Annotated in this window: 18 protein-coding genes; 9 read left to right on the top strand and 9 right to left on the bottom strand. The window is 69.8% G+C overall.

Annotated elements, in window-relative coordinates:
• Window positions 1–3 precede the first annotated feature (3 nt).
• On the bottom strand, window positions 4–1389 hold the full coding sequence (locus tag ACTVZO_RS21675; RefSeq protein ID WP_443299960.1) for a serine hydrolase domain-containing protein: 1386 nt from the start codon (window positions 1387–1389) through the stop codon (window positions 4–6).
• A 9-nt stretch (window positions 1390–1398) separates the two neighbouring features.
• Window positions 1399–2880, bottom strand: coding sequence for a replicative DNA helicase (dnaB, locus tag ACTVZO_RS21670; protein ID WP_443303238.1), 1482 nt, complete (start codon window positions 2878–2880; stop codon window positions 1399–1401).
• Window positions 2881–3322: 442 nt separating this feature from the next.
• Between dnaB and ACTVZO_RS21665 the strand changes: the two genes are divergently transcribed.
• Entirely contained in the window at window positions 3323–4660 is a 1338-nt protein-coding gene (locus ACTVZO_RS21665) for an MATE family efflux transporter (protein ID WP_443299959.1), read from the top strand.
• Between the two features lie 113 nt (window positions 4661–4773).
• On the opposite strand, the gene rplI is transcribed toward ACTVZO_RS21665, so the two are convergent.
• From rplI to rpsF, 4 genes are all read right to left on the bottom strand, one after another.
• Window positions 4774–5220: a 50S ribosomal protein L9 gene (gene rplI, locus ACTVZO_RS21660; protein ID WP_030008386.1), complete on the bottom strand. Its 447-nt coding sequence runs from the start codon at window positions 5218–5220 to the stop codon at window positions 4774–4776.
• A gap of 18 nt (window positions 5221–5238) precedes the next feature.
• Complete coding sequence (gene rpsR, locus ACTVZO_RS21655) at window positions 5239–5475, bottom strand: 30S ribosomal protein S18 (protein ID WP_005315025.1); 237 nt, start codon at window positions 5473–5475, stop codon at window positions 5239–5241.
• 43 nt (window positions 5476–5518) lie between these two features.
• Entirely contained in the window at window positions 5519–6121 is a 603-nt protein-coding gene (locus tag ACTVZO_RS21650; protein ID WP_384226758.1) for a single-stranded DNA-binding protein, read from the bottom strand.
• A 72-nt stretch (window positions 6122–6193) separates the two neighbouring features.
• Window positions 6194–6484 (bottom strand): 30S ribosomal protein S6, encoded by a 291-nt coding sequence (rpsF, locus tag ACTVZO_RS21645; protein ID WP_004950685.1) that lies wholly within the window; start codon window positions 6482–6484, stop codon window positions 6194–6196.
• Window positions 6485–6733: 249 nt separating this feature from the next.
• Here rpsF and ACTVZO_RS21640 point away from each other — a divergent pair, with 249 nt between their 5' ends.
• The 3 genes from ACTVZO_RS21640 (at window position 6734) to ACTVZO_RS21630 (ending at window position 9403) form a co-directional block, all read left to right on the top strand.
• Entirely contained in the window at window positions 6734–7057 is a 324-nt protein-coding gene (locus ACTVZO_RS21640) for a hypothetical protein (protein ID WP_443299958.1), read from the top strand.
• 133 nt (window positions 7058–7190) lie between these two features.
• Complete coding sequence (locus ACTVZO_RS21635; RefSeq protein ID WP_361750171.1) at window positions 7191–8309, top strand: lipid II:glycine glycyltransferase FemX; 1119 nt, start codon at window positions 7191–7193, stop codon at window positions 8307–8309.
• A gap of 62 nt (window positions 8310–8371) precedes the next feature.
• Window positions 8372–9403 (top strand): alanine racemase, encoded by a 1032-nt coding sequence (locus ACTVZO_RS21630; protein WP_443299957.1) that lies wholly within the window; start codon window positions 8372–8374, stop codon window positions 9401–9403.
• Between the two features lie 42 nt (window positions 9404–9445).
• On the opposite strand, the gene ACTVZO_RS21625 is transcribed toward ACTVZO_RS21630, so the two are convergent.
• Window positions 9446–10915: a glycosyltransferase family 87 protein gene (locus ACTVZO_RS21625; protein ID WP_443299956.1), complete on the bottom strand. Its 1470-nt coding sequence runs from the start codon at window positions 10913–10915 to the stop codon at window positions 9446–9448.
• A 90-nt stretch (window positions 10916–11005) separates the two neighbouring features.
• The gene (locus tag ACTVZO_RS21620; RefSeq protein WP_443299955.1) at window positions 11006–13624 is read right to left on the bottom strand and encodes a transglycosylase domain-containing protein; all 2619 of its coding nucleotides are present in this window, start codon (window positions 13622–13624) and stop codon (window positions 11006–11008) included.
• A 294-nt stretch (window positions 13625–13918) separates the two neighbouring features.
• Here ACTVZO_RS21620 and ACTVZO_RS21615 point away from each other — a divergent pair, with 294 nt between their 5' ends.
• The 3 genes from ACTVZO_RS21615 to ACTVZO_RS21605 all read left to right on the top strand — a co-directional run bounded on the left by ACTVZO_RS21615 (window position 13919) and on the right by ACTVZO_RS21605 (window position 17029).
• On the top strand, window positions 13919–14521 hold the full coding sequence (locus ACTVZO_RS21615) for a PadR family transcriptional regulator (protein ID WP_069921079.1): 603 nt from the start codon (window positions 13919–13921) through the stop codon (window positions 14519–14521).
• 49 nt (window positions 14522–14570) lie between these two features.
• Window positions 14571–15653 carry an inositol-3-phosphate synthase gene (locus tag ACTVZO_RS21610; protein ID WP_266840337.1) on the top strand — a complete coding sequence of 361 codons (1083 nt, stop codon included), beginning with the start codon at window positions 14571–14573 and terminating at the stop codon, window positions 15651–15653.
• A 107-nt stretch (window positions 15654–15760) separates the two neighbouring features.
• Window positions 15761–17029: an MFS transporter gene (locus ACTVZO_RS21605; protein ID WP_443299954.1), complete on the top strand. Its 1269-nt coding sequence runs from the start codon at window positions 15761–15763 to the stop codon at window positions 17027–17029.
• A 77-nt stretch (window positions 17030–17106) separates the two neighbouring features.
• Here the strand turns inward: ACTVZO_RS21605 and ACTVZO_RS21600 are convergent, their stop codons facing one another.
• Window positions 17107–18573, bottom strand: coding sequence for a CCA tRNA nucleotidyltransferase (locus ACTVZO_RS21600; RefSeq protein ID WP_443299953.1), 1467 nt, complete (start codon window positions 18571–18573; stop codon window positions 17107–17109).
• 185 nt (window positions 18574–18758) lie between these two features.
• Between ACTVZO_RS21600 and ACTVZO_RS21595 the strand changes: the two genes are divergently transcribed.
• Window positions 18759–21023, top strand: a complete 2265-nt coding sequence (locus tag ACTVZO_RS21595; protein ID WP_443299952.1) for a DUF6049 family protein — start codon at window positions 18759–18761, stop codon at window positions 21021–21023.
• Between the two features lie 46 nt (window positions 21024–21069).
• A complete protein-coding gene (gene murJ / locus ACTVZO_RS21590) occupies window positions 21070–23244 on the top strand; it encodes a murein biosynthesis integral membrane protein MurJ (protein WP_443299951.1) in 2175 nt (724 codons plus the stop codon).
• Window positions 23245–23255 lie beyond the last annotated feature (11 nt).

Below are 23255 nucleotides of genomic sequence, written 5' to 3'. Positions count from 1 at the left end.
CCGTCAGCCGATGCCCCGCCAGCCCTGCGGGTCCACCCCGCCGGGTACCGGGGCCCCGGCGTCGTACGGCTCGCGCGTGAACACGAAGGACGCCAGGTCGAGGTGGCTCACCGAGCCGTCGGCGCGACGCACCGCCCGCAGCGTCTCCCCCGCGTAGTACCCGGACAGGCCCGTCCACGTACCGTCCGGCTCCGCCCGGAAACGCGCGGAACGCCCCGTCGCGCCCACCGGTCCCAGCTCCAGCGATCCGTCCGCCTTCAATCGCACCACTTGGGCCGAAGTCCCCCAGTACCAGGGCCCGCACACCTCCAGAGGCACCTGGTCGGCCTCCGTGAACGGCCGCCACGGCCGAGGGAAGCGCGGCTCGGCGTCCGCGACGACCGCCACCAGATCCGCGGCCACCGACGCGGCCGGCAGCCCCGAGGTGCAGTTCGCCAGCACCACCGCCGCCACGTCGTCCGCCTCGCTCAGCCACAACCCCGCGACGAACCCCGGCAGCGATCCGCTGTGCCCCGCGAGCCGGCGCCCGCCCTGGGCCATCAGCTGCATCCCCAGCCCGTAGCCGGAGTCGGCGAGGCCCGGCTCGGGCGGCGCGGCCGACGTGCGCATCTCCCGTACGGAATCGGCGGCCAGCACCCGCTCGTCACCACGCAGCAGGAAGTCCGCGAACCTCGCCAAGTCCCTTGTCGTGGACCACAGCTGACCGGCCGGAGCCATCAGCCCCAGGTCTTCCAGCGGCTCGGGCATCATCAGGTCCGCCCACGGGTGCACCGCCCAGCCGCCCGCGTGCGGGGCCTGCGGCGACCCGCTCGTCCGGTCCAGCCCCAGCGGCTCCAGCACCTCGTCCCGCAGGACCTCTTCCCACGGCTTTCCGCGCAGCGCCTCGACCAGCGAACCCAGCAGCGTGTAACCGGGGTTGGAGTAGTGGTGCCGGATTCCGGGCTCATGTCGGCGCGGCTCCTCGCCCAGCACGTCGGCCAGCTCGGGCCGCAGCGCACCGGGAGTACGCTCCCACCACTCGCCGGGCGTCTCCGCCGCCAGGCCCCCGGTGTGGGCCAGCAGTTGGGCGATGGTCACCTCGCCCACGCCGGTACCGGGCAGATGCGTCTCCAGGGGGTCCGTGAGCCCCAGCAGGCCTTCGTCCCTCAGCCGCATCACCAGAACGGCGGTGAAGGTCTTGGTGATCGACCCGATCCGGTACTGGACGTCCCCGTCCGGTCCGTGGCCCTCCACCGAGGTCCGGGAGCCCTCCCAGACCACCTCCCCGCCCCGCAGGACGGCCGCCACGACGGACGGCGCGCGGCCCTCGCTCTGCGCGACGGCGATCCGGTGGCGCAGCGCACGCCGGGTGGCGGGAAGAAGTTCCAGGTCCTCAGAGAGCTCATCCATGATCGGATGCTACGTGTTGGCCATGTCCACGAACCGCGAATAGTGGCCCTGGAAGGCGACGGTGATCGTCGCCGTGGGGCCGTTACGGTGCTTCGCCACGATCAGGTCGGCCTCACCGGCGCGGGGGGACTCCTTCTCGTAGGCGTCCTCGCGGTGCAGCAGGATCACCATGTCCGCGTCCTGCTCGATGGAGCCCGACTCACGCAGGTCGGAGACCATGGGCTTCTTGTCGGTGCGCTGCTCGGGACCACGGTTCAGCTGGGACAGCGCGATCACGGGGACCTCGAGCTCCTTCGCCAGCAGCTTGAGGTTTCGGGACATGTCCGAGACCTCCTGCTGACGGCTCTCGGGACGGCGCGAGCCACCCGACTGCATCAGCTGGAGGTAGTCGATGACCACGAGCGAGAGGTCGTTGCGCTGCTTGAGCCGACGGCACTTGGCCCGGATCTCCATCATCGACAGGTTCGGAGAGTCGTCGATGTAGAGCGGGGCGGCGGACACGTCCGGCATCCGCCGGGCGAGCCGGGTCCAGTCGTCGTCCGTCATCGTGCCCGAGCGCATGTGGTGCAGGGCCACCCGGGCCTCCGCCGAGAGCAGGCGCATCGCGATCTCGTTGCGCCCCATTTCGAGGGAGAAGATCACGCTCGGCAGGTTGCTCTTGATGGAGCAGGCGCGTGCGAAGTCCAGTGCGAGCGTGGACTTTCCCATGGCGGGGCGGGCGGCGATGACGATCATCTGGCCGGGGTGCAGGCCGTTGGTCAGCGAGTCGAGGTCGGTGAAGCCGGTCGGCACACCGGACATCTGGCCGCTGCGCGAGCCGATCGCCTCGATCTCGTCGAGGGCACCCTCCATGATGTCGCCGAGCGGCAGGTAGTCCTCGGAGGTCCGCTGCTCGGTGACCGCGTAGATCTCGGCCTGAGCGCTGTTGACGATCTCGTCGACGTCCCCGTCGGCCGCGTAGCCCATCTGCGTGATCTTCGTACCGGCCGCGACCAGGCGGCGCAGGACGGCTCGCTCGTGGACGATCTCCGCGTAGTACTCGGCGTTCGCCGCCGTCGGGACCGACTGAACGAGGGTGTGCAGGTACGAGGCCCCGCCGACCTTGCTGATCTCCCCGCGCCGGGTCAGCTCGGCGCCGACGGTGATCGGGTCGGCCGGCTCTCCCTTGGCGTACAGGTCGAGGATGGCCTGGTAGATCGTCTCGTGCGAGGGCCGGTAGAAGTCGTGGCCCTTGAGGACCTCGACGACATCGGCGATCGCGTCCTTGGACAGCAGCATGCCGCCGAGCACCGACTGCTCGGCGTCGAGGTCCTGCGGGGGGACGCGCTCGAAGCCGCCGCCGGCGCCGCCACCGTCCCAGGAGCCGCCCTCGCGGCCCCGGTCCTGCTGGTCGTCACCACGGCCGCGGCCCTCGCCGCCCCGGCGGGGACGGGGCGGCAGACGGTCACCTGGACCGCTGTCGGCCCAGGGGTCGTCCATGGGCTCGGGCATGCTCACCGGGCCGCCTCCTCCCGTCCGCAACGCGGACCTCGCCGTGCCACTCTTTTTCTACGACACGGCTCTGACATTTGGGGCACCCGAACCGGCTGTCGGCGAGTCGGGCAACGCACCACGGTAGGGCCGACGGCGGCGTCAGCCAATCTTGTTATCCACAGGCTGTGTGGATGAGGTGTGGACGACGGCGTCAATGCTGTGGGTAAGTCCCCGGAAGCTGTGCACGGACCGGGGGACGACGCTGTGGACAAAATCACCCGCCCCACCCTCCCACCCCATCTGACCTGGGATTTCCTCGCCGGATCAGACCTGTGCGGAAAAATCTTGGCCACTGTCTCAAGATCGCCTCCAACGGGTGGGGAGGAACCTGCAAGTCAGCGCGTTGGTAAGGATCCCAAGGGGCTTGTATCCATTACCTGTGGAAGATTAGATTGAGCACATGACACAGGCCCCCGCAGCACCGAAGGCTGCGCCGAGACGGCACGACCGGGAGATCTTCGCACTCGCCGTCCCCGCCTTCGGCGCCCTCGTCGCCGAGCCCCTCTTCGTGATGGCCGACAGCGCCATCGTCGGGCACCTCGGGACGCCCCAGCTGGCGGGCCTCGGTATCGCCGCGGCTCTGCTCACCACCGCCGTGAGCGTCTTCGTCTTCCTCGCCTACGCCACCACCGCGGCCGTCTCCCGCAGGGTCGGAGCGGGCGACCTGCAGGCAGCCATCCGGCAGGGCATGGACGGCATCTGGCTCGCCCTCCTGCTCGGCGCGGCAGTCATCGCCGTGGTCCTGCCCACCGCCCCCTGGCTGGTCTCCGTCTTCGGGGCCTCCGACACGGTCGCCCCGTACGCGATCACCTACCTGAGGATCTCCGCACTCGGCATCCCGGCCATGCTCGTGGTCCTGGCCGCCACCGGCGTCCTGCGCGGCCTCCAGGACACCCGTACGCCGCTCTACGTCGCCGTCGGGGGCTTCGCCCTCAACGGGGGCCTGAACGTCCTGCTCGTCTACGGTGCGGACCTCGGCATCGCCGGCTCCGCCTGGGGCACGGTGATCGCCCAGTGCGCCATGGCTGCCGCCTACCTCGTCGTGGTCGTACGCGGAGCCCGGCGGCACGAGGCCTCCCTGCGGCCCGACCTCGCGGGGATCCGGGCCTGCGCCCAGGCCGGCGCCCCCCTACTGGTCCGCACCCTGTCCCTGCGCGCCGTCCTGATGATCGCGACCGCCGTGGCCGCCCGTCTCGGCGACGCCGACATCGCCGCCCACCAGATCCTGCTGTCCCTGTGGAGCCTGCTCGCCTTCGCCCTGGACGCCATCGCGATCGCCGGTCAGGCGATCATCGGCCGCTACCTGGGCGCGGGGGACACCGACGGAGCCAAGGCCGTGTGCCGGCGCATGGTGCAGTGGGGGATCGTGTCGGGGACCGTGCTCGGACTGCTGGTCGTCCTGGCGCGCCCCGTGTTCATCCCGCTCTTCACCAGCGACCCGGCGGTCGAGGACGCCCTGCTGCCCGCGCTGCTGGTCGTCGCGCTCTCCCAGCCCGTCTCCGGCATCGTCTTCGTCCTCGACGGGGTGCTGATGGGCGCGGGCGACGGGCGCTACCTGGCCCGGGCGATGCTCGTGACGCTGGCCGTGTTCACCCCGGCGGCGCTCCTGGTACCGGCGGTGGGAGGCGGCCTGACGACGCTCTGGTGGGCCATGACGCTGATGATGCTGGTCCGGATGGTCACCCTCCAGCTGCGCGCCCGCTCGGGCCGGTGGCTGGTGGCGGGGGCGACCCGCTAGACGGTTGTTTCACGTGAAACACACCGCGGACGCCGCGCATGTTTCACGTGAAACATCGCCCGACGACGAAGGGCCGCACCCCAGCGGGGTGCGGCCCTTCGTGTACGCGGCCCTTAGGCGGCGACGACCTCGATGCCCACGTTCGCGGCCACGTCGGCGTGCAGACGCACGGAGACCTGGTACGAACCGAGGGTCTTGATCGGGGAGCCCAGCTCCACGCGGCGCTTGTCGACCTTCGGGCCGCCCGAGGACTCGATCGCCGTGGCGATGTCGGCCGGGGTAACGGAACCGAAGAGACGACCGGCGTCACCCGCGCGGGTGGCCAGACGGACCTTCACGCCCTCGAGCTTGGCCTTGACCTCATTGGCCTGCTCGATGGTCGCGATCTCGTGGATCTTGCGGGCGCGGCGGATCTGCGCCACGTCCTTCTCGCCACCCTTGGTCCAGCGGATCGCGAAACCACGCGGGACCAGGTAGTTGCGAGCGTAACCGTCCTTGACGTCGACGACATCGCCGGCGGCACCGAGGCCAGAAACCTCGTGGGTCAGGATGATCTTCATTAGTCGGTCACCCTTTCCTTATCGCGCGGTGGACGTGTAGGGCAGCAGTGCCATCTCACGGCTGTTCTTCACGGCCGTGGCGACGTCACGCTGGTGCTGCGTGCAGTTGCCGGTAACGCGGCGGGCACGGATCTTGCCGCGGTCGGAAATGAACTTCCGCAGCATGTTCGTGTCCTTGTAGTCCACGTACGCGGTCTTGTCCTTGCAGAACGCGCAGACCTTCTTCTTAGGCTTGCGCACAGGCGGCTTCGCCATTGTGTCTCTCCTGTGTGATCAAGAAGTTTGGATGCGAGCTGCCCTAGAAGGGCGGCTCGTCCGAGTAGCCACCGCCGGAGCCGCCGGAGCTTCCGCCCCAGCCGCCACCGCCGCCGCCCTGCTGCTGCTGGCCGCCGGCAGGCGCGCTGGACGCCCACGGGTCGTCGGAGGGAGCTCCGCCGCCCTGCGGGGCGCCGCCGCTGGGGGCTCCGCCCCAGCCACCGCCGCCGCCCTGCTGCTGCTGACCGCCACCGCCGCCGTATCCACCCTGGCCACCGCGACCGGTGGTCTTGGCGACCTTGGCCGTGGCGTTCTTCAGGCTGGGGCCGACTTCCTCGACGTCCAGCTCGTAGACCGTGCGCTTGACACCCTCACGGTCCTCGTACGACCGCTGCCTCAGCCGGCCCTGCACGATGACGCGCATGCCCCGCTGAAGGGACTCGGCGACGTTCTCCGCCGCCTGCCGCCACACCGAGCAGGTCAGGAACAGGCTCTCGCCGTCCTTCCACTCATTGGTCTGGCGGTCGAAGGTGCGGGGGGTGGACGCGACACGGAACTTCGCGACCGCCGCACCCGAGGGGGTGAAGCGCAGCTCGGGGTCGTCGACGAGATTGCCGACGACCGTGATGACGGTCTCGCCTGCCATGGATGAACCTCTCGGCGGGGATTGCTGCTGGGCTGCTGTGCTACTCGATCCCGATTACCGCTGAACCGAAGTTCAGTGGGTCTCGGGGCGAAGGACCTTGGTCCGGAGAACCGACTCGTTCAGGTTCATCTGTCGGTCAAGCTCCTTGACGACCGCAGGCTCGGCCTGAAGGTCGATGACCGAGTAGATGCCCTCGGGCTTCTTCTTGATCTCGTAAGCGAGACGACGACGGCCCCAGGTGTCGACCTTCTCGACCTTTCCGTTGCCCTCACGGACGACGGAGAGGAAGTTCTCGATCAGCGGGGAGACAGCGCGCTCCTCGAGATCGGGGTCGAGGATGACCATCACTTCGTAGTGACGCATGTGGAACCCACCTCCTTTGGACTCAGCGGCCACGGTCGTTCCGTGGCAGGAGGGTCGTGATGCGTGCGCACGGTGTCCGAGATCAGACACCGCGCAGCTGTACAGACTACCTCCTCGACTCCTTCCGGTTGAAATCCGGCGGGAGGGGGACACAATCTGTATCCATCGGGTGTGCTCGGTGCTATGCCCCCGGCCCCTGCCGGAGGCGGCCCCGCAGCGCCGCTCTGCTCAGCCAGGAGGTGCCTTCCGATGGCACAGGCCATGCGACCCCAGTCCTCACCCCCGCCGATCTCGCTCTTCTCGACCGACGGCAAGCCCCATCCGCTGCAGGACACCCTGATGGCGGCCACCGTGATCCTCGGCGCCGTGGCGTTCGTCACGGCGTTCTTCCACAACCTGCACCTGCTCAGCTCGTGGGCCGGGCTGATCGGGATCCTCACCGGCGCGTACGGACAGTTCATCTCCGTCACGACACGCGAGCGCTTCGCGCTGATCATCGGCCTTGGCGCATCGGCCTTCGGCTTCTTCCTCGGGATGGCGCACGGCGGCCTCTTCGGCGGCTGGCTGGGCTGACCGGGGTACCTCCGCGACAGGAGCGCCGCTCACTCCGGGCCCGGGCCCACGGCCCGTCCCCCAGATGGGTGGCGCCCCTGTCGCAGTAGGCTTCGCGCCATAGCCAGCGAAGCCGCCGGAGGAGACACCCCGCATGAGCCTGTCCCTGAGCACCATCAGCCGAGAGCAGCATCTGGCCTACCTCCAGAGCCTGCCTTCGGCTAGCCACTGCCAGGTCCCGGCATGGGCCGACGTCAAGAACGAGTGGCGTTCGGAGAACCTCGGCTGGTTCGACAAGTCCGGCGAACTCGTCGGTGTGGCTCTGGTGTTGTACCGCCAGCTGCCCAAGGTGAAGCGGTACCTCGCATACCTCCCCGAGGGCCCGGTCATCAACTGGTACGCCCCGAACCTGGAGGAGTGGATCCAGCCGATGCTGGCGCACCTCAAGAACCAGGGCGCCTTCACCGTGAAGATGGGTCCGCCCGTCGTCATCCGCCGCTGGAACTCCGCCGCCATCAAGGCCGGAATCCAGGACCCCGACGTCAAGCGCCTGCGCGACGTGGAGGCCTCGGTCATCGAGCCGCGCGCCTTCGAAGTGTCCGACAAGCTGCGCCGCATGGGCTGGCAGCAGGCCGAGGACGGCGGCGCCGGGTTCGGCGACGTCCAGCCCCGGTACGTCTTCCAGGTGCCGCTGGCCAACCGCTCGCTGGACGACGTCCTCAAGGGCTTCAACCAGCTGTGGCGCCGCAACATCAAGAAGGCCGAGAAGGCCGGCGTCGAGGTCGTCCAGGGCGGCTACGAGGACCTGCCGACCTGGCAGCACCTGTACGAGATCACGGCCGAGCGCGACAAGTTCCGCCCGCGCCCGCTCAGCTACTTCCAGCGGCAGTGGACGGCCCTCAACTCCGAGGACCCCAACCGGATGCGGCTGTACATCGCCAAGCACGAGGGGGAGCCGCTGGCCGCCGCCACGATGCTCACCGTCGGCCAGCACGTCTGGTACTCGTACGGCGCCTCCGCCAACCACAAGCGCGAGGTGCGCCCGTCCAACGCGATGCAGTGGCGCATGCTGCGCGACTCGTACGCACTGGGCGCGAGCGTCTACGACCTGCGCGGCATCTCTGACACGCTGGACGAGAACGACCACCTGTTCGGACTGATCCAGTTCAAGGTCGGCACGGGCGGCGAGGCCGTCGAGTACGTCGGCGAGTGGGACTTCCCGCTCAACAAGGTGCTGCACAAGGCGCTCGACATCTACATGTCGCGTCGCTGACCCCACCCCACCACCCACGCACCGCTGCACCCGCAGCTTTTCAGGAGAGGTTCCGGACGGGCATGGCGCTCACGCTCTACGTCGACACCGCGCGCTGGCGTGCGCACCAGAAGCAGATCCAGGACCAGTTCCCCGGGATGATCCCGGTCTGCAAGGGCAACGGGTACGGCTTCGGCCACGAGCGCCTGTGCGAGGAGGCGACCCGGATGGGCGCCGACGTACTGGCCGTCGGCACGACGTACGAGGCCGCCAGCATCAAGGACTGGTTCGGCGGCGACCTGCTCGTCCTCACCCCCTTCCGGCGGGGTGAGGACCCGGTGCCGCTGCCCGACCGGGTCATCCGCTCGGTGGCCTCGCTGGACGGGGTCCGCGGTCTGGTCGGTGCCCGGGTGGTCATCGAGTGCATGAGCTCGATGCGCCGCCACGGAATCTCCGAGCAGGACCTGGGCCAGCTGCACGCGGCGATCGAGGACGTGCGGCTGGAGGGCTTCGCCCTGCACCTGCCGCTGGACCGCCCGGACGGCTCGGACGCCGTCGAGGAGGTCATCGGCTGGATGGACCGGCTCCGCGCGGCCCGGCTGCCGCTGCACACCATGTTCGTCAGCCACCTGCGGGCGGAGGAACTGGCCCGCCTCCAGCAGCAGTTCCCGCAGACCCGCTTCCGTGCGCGGATCGGCACCCGGCTGTGGCTGGGCGACCACGACGCGACGGAGTACCGCGGCGCGGTCCTCGACGTCACGCGCGTGGCCAAGGGCGACCGCTTCGGCTACCGCCAGCAGAAGGCCGCCTCCGACGGCTGGCTGGTCGTCGTGGCCGGCGGTACGTCGCACGGAGTGGGGCTGGAGGCCCCCAAGGCCCTGCACGGCGTGATGCCGCGGGCCAAGGGTGTCGCCCGGGCGGGCCTGGCGACGGTCAACCGCAACCTGTCGCCCTTCGTGTGGGCGGGCAAGCAGCGCTGGTTCGCGGAACCGCCGCACATGCAGGTGTCGATCCTGTTCGTGCCGTCGGACTCCCCCGAGCCCAAGGTCGGCGACGAGCTCGTGGCACACCTGCGGCACACCACCACGCAGTTCGACCGGGTGCTCGACGCCTGACCCCGTCCGCCGGCCGGTCCCCGGCCGGCCGGCGCGGCCCGGTCAGACCTTGGAGTCCGTGGAGTCCGTACCCCAGTCGACCCGCTGTCCGTCCGAGGGCGTCGCGTACCGCGGCGCCCTCGCCGCGTCCGACAGTACGAACACGTCCTCGGCCTCGTCCAGGACCCCGCCCGAGGGGTCGTCCGAACCGTCCCGGCGCACGACGTCCCGCTCGGGCATCAGGATGTCGCGGACGATGACCGCGCACAGGTAGAGGGTCCCCAGCAGGTGGGCGGCGATCGCCAGCTGGTAGCCCTCCGTCGGCAGCCCCTGGTGCTTGTCCCCGCTGCTCGTGTAGGCCAGGTAGAACCAGATCCCGAAGAAGTACGCCACCTCGGTGGCCTGCCAGATCAGGAAGTCGCGCCAGCGCGGCCGGGCCAGCGCCGCGAGCGGGATGAGCCACAGGACGTACTGCGGCGAGTAGACCTTGTTGGCCAGGATGAAGGCGGCGACGACCAGGAAGGCCAGCTGGGCGAAGCGGGGCCGGCGCGGGGCGGTCAGGGTGAGCAGGCCGATGGCCCCGCAGAGCAGGAGCGTCAGGCCCGTCGCGTACGTGTTGGCGCCGTCCAGGGGGTTGCCCGAGCGCTGGGAGATCAGCAGCCACACGGAGCCGAAGTCGATGGGCCGTTCCTGGCTGAAGGTGTAGAACTTCGTCCAGCCCTGCCAGGCCCCGGCCATGACGGGCAGGTTCACCAGTAGCCAGGACCCGGCCGCGCCGAGGACCGCCGCACCGAAGGCCCGCCACTTCCCGGCCCGCCAGCAGAGCACGAACAGCACGCCGAGCAGCAGCACCGGGTAGAGCTTCGCCGCGGTGGCCAGGCCGATGAGGATGCCGAAGAGCACCGTCCGGCCCCGGGACCACATGAGCATTCCGGCTGCGGTCAGGGCGATGGCCAGCAGGTCCCAGTTGATCGTCGCGGTCAGCGCGAAGGCCGGCGCGAGGGCGAAGAGCAGGGCGTCCCAGGGGCGGCGGCGGTGGGTCCGGGCGACGCACACGGCGATGACGGCCGCGCAGGCCATCAGCATGCCCGCGTTGACCATCCAGTACATCTGTTCGCGGTGCTGCATGGAGCCGCTGCCGGGGGTCAGCCAGGAGGCGATCTCCATGAAGAGCCCGGTGAGCACCGGGTACTCCAGGTACTCCATGTCGCCGGGCAGCCGGTCGAAGTACGGGGTCAGGTTGTCGGCGAAGCCGCGTACGGCATAGAGGTGCGGGATGTCGGAATAGCAGGCGTGGGTGTACTGGGAAGTCGCTCCGCGGAACCACGCCCAGTCGTAGCAGGGCAGTTTCTGCACCATGCCCAGCGCGAACACCCCGATGGCGAGCAGGGCCACCACGCGGACGGGCCCCAGCCAGTGGCCGCCGAGCCGGGCGTGGCGGCCGATGGGGCCGCCGAGGAACTCACTGCCCGCTGCGGAGACCTCGTCCTGCTGGGTGGGCAGTACGGGGCTGTCCTCGTGCACCTTCGTCATGGGGCTCATCCTGCCGTACCGGGCCGGGCATGGGGGAAGGCCGCCGCACGGGGTGCGACGGCCTTCCCCCGATCCGCTTCGCGGGCCCGGTCAGTCCTCCCTGGTGGGCCAGCCCGTGCTGCCGCCCGGGCGGCCCGGCCTGCCGGTGGTCGTCGGCGACGGCGAACCGCTGGGACCTCCGATGATCCCGCCGTCGTTCCCGCCGTCCGTTCCTCCGTTGGTTCCGCCGTTCGTCCCGCCGTTGGTGTTCCCGCCGTTGGTGGCCGGGTCGCAGTACAGCTCCCACGGCTTGCAGGACGGCTTGCCGCCCTTCGTCGGGGTCGGGGACACCGGCGGCGGGCTGCTCGACGGCGAGGCCGAGGGCGACGTGGACGGCGACACGGGGGCCGTGGGAGTCGGGGAGGGCGCCCCCGCCGAGTCGGCCACCACACCGAGCTCCTCGGCCTCCGGGAACTTCGTGACCGGGGCGCCCTTGAGTGCCTCGCGCATGTACTCGGTCCAGATGGCGGCCGGGATGTCACCACCGTGGATGGAGTCGGTGCCGCCCACGCCCTTCATGGACTGCAGCTCCTTGTCCTTCGAATTCGGGTTGGAGCGGAAGAGGACCACCGAGGTGGACAGCTCCGGGGTGTAGCCGACGAACCAGGCCGACTTGTTCTCGTCGGTGGTACCGGTCTTGCCCGCGGCGGGCCGGCCCAGCTTCTTGGCCTTGGTGCCGGTGCCGTTCTGGACGACGTTCTCCAGGACCTTGGTGACGTTGTCGGCGACGGCGTTGTCCATGGCCCGCTGGGCCGTGGGGGCCTCGAACCCGGCCACCTTGTCGCCGTTCTTCTTGACCTCGGTCACGGAGAACGGCTCGCGGTGCATGCCGGAGGCGGCGAAGGTGGCGTACGAGTCGGCCATCCGGATGGCGCTGGGGGTCGAGGTGCCCAGTGCGAAGGAGGCGTCGTTGTTCGGGTTCATCGACTCTTCGAGGATGCCCGTGGACTTGGCCACGTTGCGCACCTTCTCGTGGCCGACGTCGAAGACGAGCTGGGCGAACGGGACGTTGATGGACTTCTCCATCGCCTCGGTGAGGGTCACGTAGCCGTAGGGGGTGGGGCTCTCGTTCTTCTGCTTGAACGGGTTGCCGGAGGCGTCGCGCAGCGGCTTGCCCTCACGGTTGTTGATCACGCTGAGGTCGTTGGCCTGGTACTTGCTGTCGACCGAGATGCCCTGGCCCTTGGAGTTCTGGGTGCCGTACTCCATCGCCGCCGCCAGCACGTACGGCTTCCAGGTCGAGCCGACCGGGACACCGCCGGTGTTGGCGTTGTTGCTGAAGTACTTCTGGTCCCAGCCCGGCCCGCCGTAGATCGCGACGATCTTCCCGGTCTTCACGTCCACGGAGGAGGCGCCGAACTGCACGAACGTGTCGAACTCCGGTCGCTTCTTCTCGTCGAGGAACTCGTTGCGGGTGTCCTCGACGGCCTTGGCCAGGGCGTCGACCCTCGGCTTCTCGAAGGTGGTCCTGATCGTGTAGCCGCCCAGGGCCATCTGGTCGGCGGTGATGCGCGCGGTCTTCATCACGTACGCCTTGGCCGTGTCGACCAGGTAGCCGATCTGGCCGGTCATGCCGCGGGCCTGCTCCGACTCGATGCGCGCGGGGAACTCGGCGTCCGTGTACTTCGCGCGCTCGGTCTTGTCCATCCGGCCGACCTCGACCTCGCGGTCGAGCACCCAGGCCCAGCGCTTCCTGGCCCGCTGCTCGTTGAGGGCGGGGGTGGCGGCCGCGCCGATGCCGCCGTCCGGGTTGTACAGGTTGGGACCCTTGAGCACGGAGGCCAGGAAGGCGCTCTCGGCGGGGTTGAGGTCCTTGCAGTCCTTGCCGAAGTAGGCCCGCGCCGCGGCCTGGATGCCGTAGGCGTCGCGGCCGTAGTAGGCGGTGTTGAGGTAGCCCGCGAGGACCGTGTCCTTCTCCTCGGAGACACCCAGCCTTATGGCGATGAAGAGCTCGGTGACCTTCCGCTTGAGCGTCTGGTCCGAGTCCAGGTAGGTGTTCTTCACGTACTGCTGGGTGATCGTCGAGCCGCCCTGGGTGGAGCCGCCGGTGGCCATGTTCCACACGGCGCGGCCGATGCCCATCGGGTCGACGCCCTTGTCGGTCTCGAAGGACTCGTTCTCCGCGGCGATCACGGCGTCCCTCATGGACCGGGGGATGTCGGAGATGGGGACGATCTGGCGGTTCATCGAACCGCCGGTCGCCACCATCTGGCTGCCGTCCGCCCATTCGAAGACGTTGTTCTGCGCCTGGGCCGCCTTGTGCGGGTCGGGCGTGCTCACCATGGCGATGCCGATGCCCGTTCCGGCGGTGATGACCGCGAAGAAGCCCAGTGCCGTGCCGGACACCAGCTTCCAGGAGGGCACGAAGCGCTTCCAGCCGTCCCGGTCGGACCGCGGGTAGTTGACGAGGCGCTTGTCCGGGCGCCCCGATCCGCCGCGCGCGGCGCGGCCTGAGCCTCTGCCGCGGCCGGCGGTCCCTCTCTGGGCGGCGCGGCGGGCCTCGGCGCGGCTGCCGTGCGCGGAGGGGTCCGCGTACGGGCCGCTGGGCGAGGCGGTGGGAACGTCACGTCCGGATCCGGCGCCCCGGCCGGGGCGCTGCTGGGCAGCCCGGCGAGCCGCGGCTCGCCCACCACCTTGGGGCTGCGACGGTTTGCGGCGGTGCTCGCTCATCGAACGACTACTCCTCGGGCAGGCGAGTGGCCTGGAAGCGGCAGGTGAATTCCGGTTCCCCCGGTGTCCTGGCGCACAGACTACGCACGCTCAAAACCCGACCAGTGCCGAAGTTCACCCCAAATCAGGCAACTTGCATCGTACGAATTGGTGATGTGACGCCGGTCACCACGTCATCGCTTGTCGCCGGACGCGCACCGTTCTATCGTCTGGATGTATCGAGTCGATACATCAGCTCGGTATAAAGACTCAGGGCCCCGAGCTCGGAGTCGGAGTCGGAGGAGAGGCAGGCGGATGAGCAGACGCTCAGGCATCCTCGAATTCGCCGTCCTTGGCCTGCTTCGCGAATCCCCCATGCACGGGTACGAGCTGCGCAAGCGGCTCAACACCTCGCTCGGGGTGTTCAGGGCCTTCAGCTACGGCACTCTCTATCCCTGCCTCAAGACGCTCGTCGCCAACGGCTGGTTGATCGAGGAACCGGGCAACGCCCCGGAAGACGCGCTCGCCGCTTCACTCGCAGGGCGGCGCGCCAAGATCGTCTACCGGTTGACGGCCGCGGGCAAGGAGCACTTCGAGGAGCTCCTCTCCCACACGGGACCCGACACCTGGGAGGACGAGTCCTTCGCCGCCCGCTTCGCCTTCTTCGGCCAGACCGAACGAGACGTACGCATGCGGGTACTGGAGGGCCGCCGCAGCCGGCTGGAGGAGCGTCTGGAGAAGATGCGCGCCTCACTGGCCCGCACGCGGGAACGCCTCGACGACTACACGCTCGAGCTGCAGCGGCACGGCATGGAGTCCGTGGAGCGCGAAGTGCGCTGGCTGAACGAGCTCATCGAGAGCGAGCGGGCGGGACGGGATCGGAGACGACCCGGTCCGTCCGACGAAACTGAAAAATGAGGCCTGCATCTCGCAGACCTCGTCCGAGAACAAACAGGGAGCAACCGGAATGGGTTCGGTTCGCGTAGCCATCGTCGGCGTGGGCAACTGCGCCGCCTCGCTGGTGCAGGGCGTCGAGTACTACAAGGACGCCGACCCGGCGGCCAAGGTCCCCGGTCTGATGCACGTCCAGTTCGGCGACTACCACGTGCGTGACATCGAGTTCGTCGCCGCGTTCGACGTCGACGCGAAGAAGGTCGGCCTCGACCTTTCGGACGCCATCGGCGCCAGCGAGAACAACACCATCAAGATCTGCGACGTCCCGAACGCCGGTGTGACGGTCCAGCGCGGCCACACCCTGGACGGTCTGGGCAAGTACTACCGCCTGACGATCGAGGAGTCCGCCGAGGCTCCGGTCGACGTGGTCCAGATCCTCAAGGACCGCCAGGTCGACGTCCTGATCTGCTACCTGCCCGTCGGCTCCGAGGACGCGGCGAAGTTCTACGCCCAGTGCGCCATCGACGCCAAGGTCGCCTTCGTCAACGCCCTCCCGGTCTTCATCGCCGGCACCAAGGAGTGGGCCGACAAGTTCACCGAGGCCGGTGTCCCGATCGTCGGCGACGACATCAAGTCGCAGGTCGGCGCCACCATCACGCACCGCGTGATGGCGAAGCTGTTCGAGGACCGCGGTGTCCGTCTCGAGCGCACCATGCAGCTCAACGTCGGCGGCAACATGGACTTCAAGAACATGCTCGAGCGCGACCGCCTCGAGTCGAAGAAGATCTCCAAGACGCAGGCCGTCACCTCGCAGATCCCCGACCGTGAGCTCGGCGAGAAGAACGTCCACATCGGCCCGTCCGACTACGTCGCGTGGCTCGACGACCGCAAGTGGGCCTACGTCCGCCTCGAAGGCCGCGCGTTCGGCGACGTCCCGCTCAACCTCGAGTACAAGCTCGAGGTGTGGGACTCCCCGAACTCCGCCGGTGTCATCATCGACGCCCTGCGCGCCGCGAAGATCGCCAAGGACCGCGGTGTCGGCGGCCCGATCCTGTCGGCGTCCAGCTACTTCATGAAGTCCCCGCCGGTGCAGTACTTCGACGACGAGGCCTACGCGAACGTCGAGAAGTTCATCAAGGGCGAGGTCGAGCGCTAGTCGAGCCCCCTGGGGTCCGTGAGGACACCTGGACTTCGGCTGTTCTTCCGCGGAGGGTCCCCGGGCAATATGCCCGGGGACCCTCCGCGTATGTGACCCTTGCCCTCATGCCTGTCGTACGTGATCTGCGCGTACTCCTGCGCCTCAGGGACTTCCGCAACCTGCTCGCCGTACGGCTGCTCTCCCAGGCGGCGGACGGTGTCTACCAGGTCGCGCTCGCCGCCTATGTCGTGTTCTCCCCGGAGAAACAGACCTCGCCGGCGGCCATCGCCTCGGCCATGGCGGTCCTCCTGCTGCCGTACTCCGCGATCGGCCCCTTCGCCGGGGTGCTGCTCGACCGCTGGCGGCGCCGTCAGGTCTTCCTCTACGGCAACCTGCTGCGGGCCTTCCTCGCCTGCGTCACCGGCATGCTGATCGTCGCCCAGGTCCCCGACTGGCTGTTCTACGCCTCGGCGCTGTCCGTGACCGCCGTCAACCGCTTCGTCCTGGCCGGGCTGTCCGCGTCCCTGCCCCGCGTCGTCGGTCCCGGCCAGCTGGTCACCGCGAACGCCCTTTCCCCGACCGCGGGCACCCTCGCGGCCACGGCGGGCGGGGGACTGGCCTTCCTCGTCCGGCTGCTCGCCGACGACGCCGACGCCCTCGTCGTCCTGCTCGGGGCCGGCCTCTACCTGACCGCGGCCCTCGCCTCCCTGCGCCTGGCCATCGGCCTCCTCGGGCCGGACCACCCCCCTGGGCTGCGCCACCCGTCGGTCGCCGAGGGCGCCGCCCTCACCGTCCGGGGCATGGCCGAGGGACTGCGCCATCTCGCCTCGCGCCGGGAAGCGGCCCGGGCGCTCACCGCGATGACCATGATGCGGTTCTGCTACGGGGCGCTGTTCGTCATGCTGCTCATGCTCTGCCGCTACTCGTGGTCGGAGAACGAGGCCGACGGACTGGCCCTCCTGGGAATCGCGGTCGGCGTCTCGGGGGCCGGGTTCTTCACCGCCGCCGTCGTCACTCCCTGGCTGGTGGGCCGGCTGGGGCCACTGGGCTGGATCACCGCCTGTTCGGCGGGCGCCGCGGTGCTGGTGCCGGCCCTGGGCCTGTTCTTCACCCCCGGGCCGATGCTGGCCGCCGCGTTCGTCCTCGGTCTCGCCACCCAGGGCGCCAAGATCTCCACCGACACGGTGGTGCAGTCCCGGGTGGACGACGACTACCGCGGCCGCGTCTTCTCCCTCTACGACGTGCTCTTCAACATCGCCTTCGTCGGCGCCGCGGCGGTGGCCTCCCTCATGCTCCCCACCGACGGGCAGTCCGTGCCGCTGATCCTCAGCGTGGCCGCGCTCTACGCCGTCACCGCGGCCCTGCTGGGCCGGCAGCGGCGATGTTTCACGTGAAACATCGCCCGCGGGAACAGCGGGAACGAGACGGGGGCCGATGTTTCACGTGAAACATCGGCCCCCGCGCTCCCCGGTCACGCCTGGGCGGCCCACCACTCCTTGAGGGCGGCGACGGCCTCGTCGTGCCCCATCGGCCCGTTCTCCAGGCGCAGCTCCAGCAGGAACGCGTACGCCTTGCCGATCACCGGACCGGGGCCGACGTCCAGCACGCGCATGATCGCGTTGCCGTCCAGGTCGGGCCGGATCGCGTCCAGCTCCTCCTGCTCCTGGAGCTGCGCGATGCGCTCCTCCAGCCCGTCATAGGTCCGGGAGAGCGCGTTGGCCTTGCGCTTGTTGCGCGTGGTGCAGTCCGAGCGGGTCAGCTTGTGCAGGCGCCCCAGCAGCGGGCCGGCGTCGCGGACGTAGCGGCGCACCGCGGAGTCGGTCCACTCGCCGTCGCCGTAGCCGTGGAAGCGCAGGTGCAGCTCCACCAGCCGGGACACGTCCTTGACGATGTCGTTGGAGTACTTCAGAGCCGTCAGACGCTTCTTGGTCATCTTCGCGCCCACCACCTCGTGGTGGTGGAAGGACACCCTGCCGTCGCTCTCGAAACGCCGGGTGCGGGGCTTGCCGATGTCGTGCAGCAGGGCGGCGAGCCGCAGCACCAGGTCCGGGCCGTCCTCCTCCAACGCGATCGCCTGCTCCAGCACGATCAGCGAGTGGTCGTAGACGTCCTTGTGGCGGTGGTGTTCGTCACTCTCCAGCCGCAGCGCGGGCAGCTCGGGCAGGACCCGGTCGGCCAGCCCGGTGTCCACGAGCAGCCCCAGGCCCGCCCGCGGGCCCGCGGACAGGATCAGCTTGTTCAGCTCGCCCTGCACCCGCTCCGCCGAGACGATCTCGATCCGGTCGGACATGGCCTTCATCGCCGCGACGACCTCGGGAGCGACCTCGAAGTCCAACTGCGCGGCGAACCGCGCCGCCCGCAGCATGCGCAGCGGGTCGTCGGAGAACGAGTCCTCAGGGGTGCCCGGGGTACGCAGCACACCCGCGGCCAGATCCTCCAGACCGCCGTGCGGGTCGATGAACTCCTGCTCCGGCAGGGCCAGCGCCATGGCGTTGACCGTGAAGTCGCGCCGGACCAGGTCTTCATCGATGGAGTCGCCGTAGGACACCTCGGGCTTGCGCGAGGTCCGGTCGTAGGCCTCCGAGCGGTACGTCGTCACCTCGATCTGGAAGTTCCGCACGGCGCCCTCGACGCGGGCGCTCTTCTGGGCCCCGACGGTGCCGAAGGCGATGCCGACGTCCCACACCGAGTCCGCCCACGGCCGGACGATCTTCAGGACGTCCTCGGGCCGGGCATCGGTGGTGAAGTCGAGATCGTTGCCGAGACGCCCGAGCAGCGCGTCGCGGACGGACCCGCCGACCAGGGCGAGCCCGAAGCCCGCCTCCTGGAAACGGCGGCCGAGCTCGTCGGCGACAGGAGCGACCCGCAGCAGTTCACTCACCGCGCGGCGCTGCACCTGACTCAGGGCACTGGGGTTGTCTTCGTTGGCGTTCGGCACAACAGAAAAGGGTACGTGTCCCGCCCGGCGTGGGCTTCCTCCTTTATCGCGACCCCGGCACTCGGCTGCACCGGGGCTGAGCCGATCATGTGGAGCAAGGGGCGGCACTCGCGCACAGCGGGTCTCGTTACCATGCGTGGACGCACAAACGACGACCACTGACACTTCGAGGGACGGGCTAGCGCGTGGCCGAGGCGGCAGACATCCTGGGGGCGTCCCCCACTCCTGTCCGGCGCCGCTGGCTGCGGCGCGCGGTGGTCCTGCTTGCCGGGACGCCCGTCCTCGCCGCTCTCGTCTACTCTCCCGCCCCCAAGGCCCAGGCCGCCCCGGCGTCCGGCGTCGACGTCCAGCTGACCTCGATGAGCCCCGCCGCCCCGGTCAAGGGCGACACCCTGACCATCACGGGCACCGTGGTCAACAACGGCTCCGAGACGATCAACGACGCACACGTGGGCCTGCGGGTCGGACCCCTGCTCGCGGACCGGGCCTCCATCGACGAGGCGGCCGAGCGCACCGGCTTCCGGGCAGGCGTCGACCCCGGGGAGATCGACCCGGCCCACGCCGTGAAGATCGCCTCGCTGCCGTCGAAGGTGAACCAGGACTTCACGCTCACGATCCCCGTGAACAAGCTGGAGCTGGACAAGGACGGCGTCTACCAGCTCGGCGTCTCCCTGTCCGGGGTGACCGAGAGCCGCCCGTCCGAGCAGGTGCTCGGCATCAAGCGCACCTTCCTGCCCTGGCAGCCGGAGGCCGCCGCCAAACGGTCCCAGCTCACGTACGTGTGGCCACTGATCTCGACCACCCACGTGACGGCGGAGACCGGCTCGGACGAGACCCAGACCCCCGTCTTCCTCGACGACTCCCTCGCGGAGGAGCTCAGGTCCGGCGGCCGGCTGGAGCGGATGGTCTCGCTCGGCAAGGACCTGCCCATCACCTGGGTCATCGATCCCGACCTGCTCTACACGGTCGACGCGATGACCAAGGGCTACCGGGTCCGCGTCCCGGGTGGAAAGCCCGTCCAGGGCAAGAACAAGGCCGTCGCGGAACAGTGGCTGAACTCCCTGGAGGCGGCCGTCCAGGGCAAGAAGGTGGTGGCCCTGCCCTTCGCGGACCCCGACCTCGCCTCCCTCGCCCATCGCGGCAAGGACGTCTCGGGGACCCTGGGCCAGCTGCGTCCCGCCACCGACAAGGCCAAGGACGCCATCGACACGGTGCTGCACGTCCCCGCGTCCACCGACTTCTCCTGGCCCGTGGACGGTGCCATCGACCCCTCGATCGTCAACGTCGCCACCTCGGCCGGCGCCCACAACATCCTGACCCGCAGCGACAGCCTCTCGGAGAGCGGGGCGCTGGGGTACACCCCCTCGGCCGCCCGCCCCATCGGCGCGGGTGCCACGGCCGTCGTCGCCGACGCGGAGCTCTCCACCGCCTTCGAGGGCGACATGCTGAACGCCGGGAACGCCACCCTCGCCGTGCAGCGGTTCCTCGCCCACTCCCTCTCCCTGAACCTGCAGAAGACCGACGAGCAGCGCAGCTTCGTCGTCGCCCCGCAGCGGATGCCCAGCGTCAGCCAGGTGGAGACGATGGCCGATGCCGTCCGCGCCCTCCAGGGCGGCCGCTGGACCCAGCCCGGCGACCTCGAGACCGCGGCCGCGGCCAAGCCCGACCCCTCGGCCGCCACCCAGGTGCCGGGCGCCGGGCAGTACCCGGAGGAGCTGCGGAAGCAAGAGCTCCCGGTGTCCGCCTTCGAGAAGATCCGGACCACCCAGAACACCCTCGACCACTTCAAGGTCATCCTCGCCGCCCCCGACCGCGTCGAGATCCCCTTCGGCAACACCACCAACCGGGAGATGTCCACCTCCTGGCGCAGCCGCCCCGCGGAGGCCGCGCTCTACCGGGACCAGGTCCAGGACTACCTGCTCGGCCTCACCGAGAAGGTCAAGGTCGTCCCGAAGTCCGACGCCACCTTGTCCGGCCACAGCGCCACCATCCCGGTGAGCGTCCAGAACAGCCTCGTCCAGGACGTCCACGACCTGGTCCTGCGGGTGAAGTCCGCCAACCCCACGCGCCTGATGTTCGGCGACAAGGGGCAGGCCGAACAGCAGGTCACCGTCCAGGGCGACCACACCCAGACGATCAAGTTCACCGCGAACGCCACCGCGAGCGGCCCCGTCGAGGTCACCGCGCAGCTCTTCACCAAGGACGGCGTCCCCTACGGCAAGGAACGAAAGTTCACCGTCGACGCCACCGAGATCACCCCCACCGTCATGCTCGTCATCGCCGGCGGTGTGCTCCTCCTCGTCCTGGCGGGCATCAAGATGTACGCCAGCCGCAAGCGCGTGGCGGCGCGCGCGGCCGCCGAGGAGAACACGCAGCAGAGTGACGAGTCCCCGGACACCGGACCGCAAAGCGCGGACGGGTCCGGCACGAGTGAGACAGTGGACCGTTGAGCGATGCCGTGGCCGGTCGGCCTGGGGACGATGAGGTGGGGTTTCGATGAACGCGCCGTACGACGGTGACCGCGCGCAGGGCACTGGTGGGCCCACGCCCTCCCAGGGCACTGCCCCGGGCACCCCGGTGCCCGGGCAGGTTCCCGCACCTGCGCCCGCGCCGGACCGCGACCCGTATGTCCAGGACGCCTACGACTACGACCCGTACCGGTCTCAGGACCTGTCCGCACAGGACCCCGTGGCCGAGGTCCTCTATGACCGGGCCGCACACCCCCCGCCACCCCCCGGCACCTACCAGGAGGCGGGCCCGCTCTACGCGGCGCCCACGGCCCCCTCCTACGCCCCGGATCCGCGCGTCTGGGCGCAGACCCCGCCGCCCGAGCCCGACGGCCCCTCCCGCCACCTGCCGTACGGCGACCACGCGAGCACGACCGAGTTCGTCGGCGTGGACTCCCTCGTCACCAAGGCGGCGGACGACCAGCCCGAACCCGATGCCTTCGCCCACCTGTACCGGGACCAGGAGGCGGCTCCCCGCACCCCCGCCGAGGAAACCCCCGTCGCCGCGCCGGCCCCTGCCAAGCCCGCCGGACGCACGTCCAGCCTGCTGAAGTCCAGCGCGCTCATGGCCGCCGGCACGATCGTCTCCCGCATCACCGGCTTCCTGCGGACCCTGGTCATCGCCGGTGCCATCGGCGTCGGCACGTTCAACGACACGTACCAGATCGCCAACACCCTGCCCACGATGATCTACGTGCTGGTCGGCGGCGGCGCCCTCAACGCCGTCTTCATCCCGCAGCTGGTCCGGGCGATGAAGAACGACAGTGACGGCGGCCAGGCGTACGCCAACCGGCTGCTGACCCTCGTCGTCGTGTTGCTGGCCGCCATCACCACCGTCTGTGTGCTGGCCGCGCCCGTGTTCATCACGATGATGTCGCCGAAGATCGCCTCCGACCCCCAGCAGATGGACGTCGCGGTCGCCTTCGCCCGCTACTGCCTGCCGACCATGTTCTTCATGGGCGTCCACGTGGTCCTCGGTCAGATCCTCAACGCCCGTGGCCGGTTCGGCGCGATGATGTGGACCCCGGTCCTCAACAACATCGTCGTCATCGCCACCTTCGGCGCCTTCATCTGGGCCTTCGGCGGCTTCACCACCTCCGGCGTCAACGCCTCCACCGTCACCGCCGACGGCGTCCGGCTGCTGGGCCTCGGCACCCTGCTGGGCCTCACCGTCCAGGCCCTCGCGATGCTGCCGTACCTGCGCGACGCCGGCTTCAAGCCGCGCCTGCGCTTCGACTGGAAGGGCCACGGCCTCGGCAAGGCCGCCCGCCTGGCCAAATGGACGTTCTTCTTCGTCCTCGCGAACCAGATCGGGCTCGTCGTCGTCACCCAGCTCGCCACCTGGGCCGGATCGGTCGCCGAGAAGCAGGGCCACGCCGGTACGGGCATCACCGCCTACAACTACGCACTGCTGCTGTGGCAGATGCCGCAGGCCATCATCACCGTCTCCGTCATGACGGCCGTCCTGCCGCGCATCTCCCGGTCCGCGCACGACGGGGACGCCGCCGCCGTGCGCGACGACATCTCCTACGGGCTGCGCACCTCCGCCGTCGCGATCGTGCCCTGCGCCTTCGCGTTCCTCGCGCTCGGCGTCCCCATGGCCACGCTGCTCTACGCCGGTTCCGGCTCCGGCGCCCAGAACATCGGCTACGTCCTGATGGCCTTCGGCCTCGGGCTCATCCCGTACTCGGTCCAGTACGTGGTCCTGCGCGGCTTCTACGCCTATGAGGACACCCGGACGCCCTTCTACAACACCGTCATCGTCGCCGCGGTCAACGCGGCCGGCTCGGCGGCCTCCTTCTTCCTCCTCCCGGCCCGGTGGGCCGTCGTCGGCATGGCCGCCTCCTACGGCCTCGGCTACGCCGTCGGTGTGGGCGTGGCCTGGCGCCGCCTCAAGACCCGCCTCGGCGGCGACCTCGACGGCGCCCACGTGATGCGCACCTACGCCCGCCTCACCGGCGCGTGCGTCCCGGCGGCCGCGGTGGCCGGCGCCGCCGCCTACGGAGTCACCCGGTGGCTGGGCAGCGGAGTCGCCGGCTCCGCCACCTCCCTCGTGGCCGGCGGCATCGCACTGGCCGCCGTGTTCCTCATCGCCGCCAAGCGGATGCGGATCGAAGAGCTCAACTCGATGGTCGGAATGGTCCGCGGACGACTGGGGCGCTGATGCGCACAACC

The sequence above is a fragment of the Streptomyces sp. IBSNAI002 genome (assembly GCF_052244475.1).
Classification (GTDB): domain Bacteria; phylum Actinomycetota; class Actinomycetes; order Streptomycetales; family Streptomycetaceae; genus Streptomyces.
This window is presented reverse-complemented; position numbering and strand designations above follow the sequence as displayed.

What these genes read in the sequence shown, in the direction of transcription:
- ACTVZO_RS21665 (WP_443299959.1), top strand. Translation starts at nt 3,323, where the DNA reads ATGACACAGGCCCCCGCAGCACCGAAGGCTGCGCCGAGACGGCACGAC.
- ACTVZO_RS21605 (WP_443299954.1), top strand. Translation starts at nt 15,761, where the DNA reads ATGCCTGTCGTACGTGATCTGCGCGTACTCCTGCGCCTCAGGGACTTC.
- ACTVZO_RS21610 (WP_266840337.1), top strand. Translation starts at nt 14,571, where the DNA reads ATGGGTTCGGTTCGCGTAGCCATCGTCGGCGTGGGCAACTGCGCCGCC.
- ACTVZO_RS21625 (WP_443299956.1), bottom strand. Translation starts at nt 10,915, where the DNA reads ATGACGAAGGTGCACGAGGACAGCCCCGTACTGCCCACCCAGCAGGAC.
- dnaB (WP_443303238.1), bottom strand. Translation starts at nt 2,880, where the DNA reads ATGCCCGAGCCCATGGACGACCCCTGGGCCGACAGCGGTCCAGGTGAC.
- ACTVZO_RS21650 (WP_384226758.1), bottom strand. Translation starts at nt 6,121, where the DNA reads ATGGCAGGCGAGACCGTCATCACGGTCGTCGGCAATCTCGTCGACGAC.
- rplI (WP_030008386.1), bottom strand. Translation starts at nt 5,220, where the DNA reads ATGAAGATCATCCTGACCCACGAGGTTTCTGGCCTCGGTGCCGCCGGC.
- ACTVZO_RS21620 (WP_443299955.1), bottom strand. Translation starts at nt 13,624, where the DNA reads ATGAGCGAGCACCGCCGCAAACCGTCGCAGCCCCAAGGTGGTGGGCGA.
- ACTVZO_RS21615 (WP_069921079.1), top strand. Translation starts at nt 13,919, where the DNA reads ATGAGCAGACGCTCAGGCATCCTCGAATTCGCCGTCCTTGGCCTGCTT.
- ACTVZO_RS21675 (WP_443299960.1), bottom strand. Translation starts at nt 1,389, where the DNA reads ATGGATGAGCTCTCTGAGGACCTGGAACTTCTTCCCGCCACCCGGCGT.
- murJ (WP_443299951.1), top strand. Translation starts at nt 21,070, where the DNA reads ATGAACGCGCCGTACGACGGTGACCGCGCGCAGGGCACTGGTGGGCCC.
- ACTVZO_RS21630 (WP_443299957.1), top strand. Translation starts at nt 8,372, where the DNA reads ATGGCGCTCACGCTCTACGTCGACACCGCGCGCTGGCGTGCGCACCAG.
- ACTVZO_RS21635 (WP_361750171.1), top strand. Translation starts at nt 7,191, where the DNA reads ATGAGCCTGTCCCTGAGCACCATCAGCCGAGAGCAGCATCTGGCCTAC.
- rpsF (WP_004950685.1), bottom strand. Translation starts at nt 6,484, where the DNA reads ATGCGTCACTACGAAGTGATGGTCATCCTCGACCCCGATCTCGAGGAG.
- ACTVZO_RS21640 (WP_443299958.1), top strand. Translation starts at nt 6,734, where the DNA reads ATGGCACAGGCCATGCGACCCCAGTCCTCACCCCCGCCGATCTCGCTC.
- rpsR (WP_005315025.1), bottom strand. Translation starts at nt 5,475, where the DNA reads ATGGCGAAGCCGCCTGTGCGCAAGCCTAAGAAGAAGGTCTGCGCGTTC.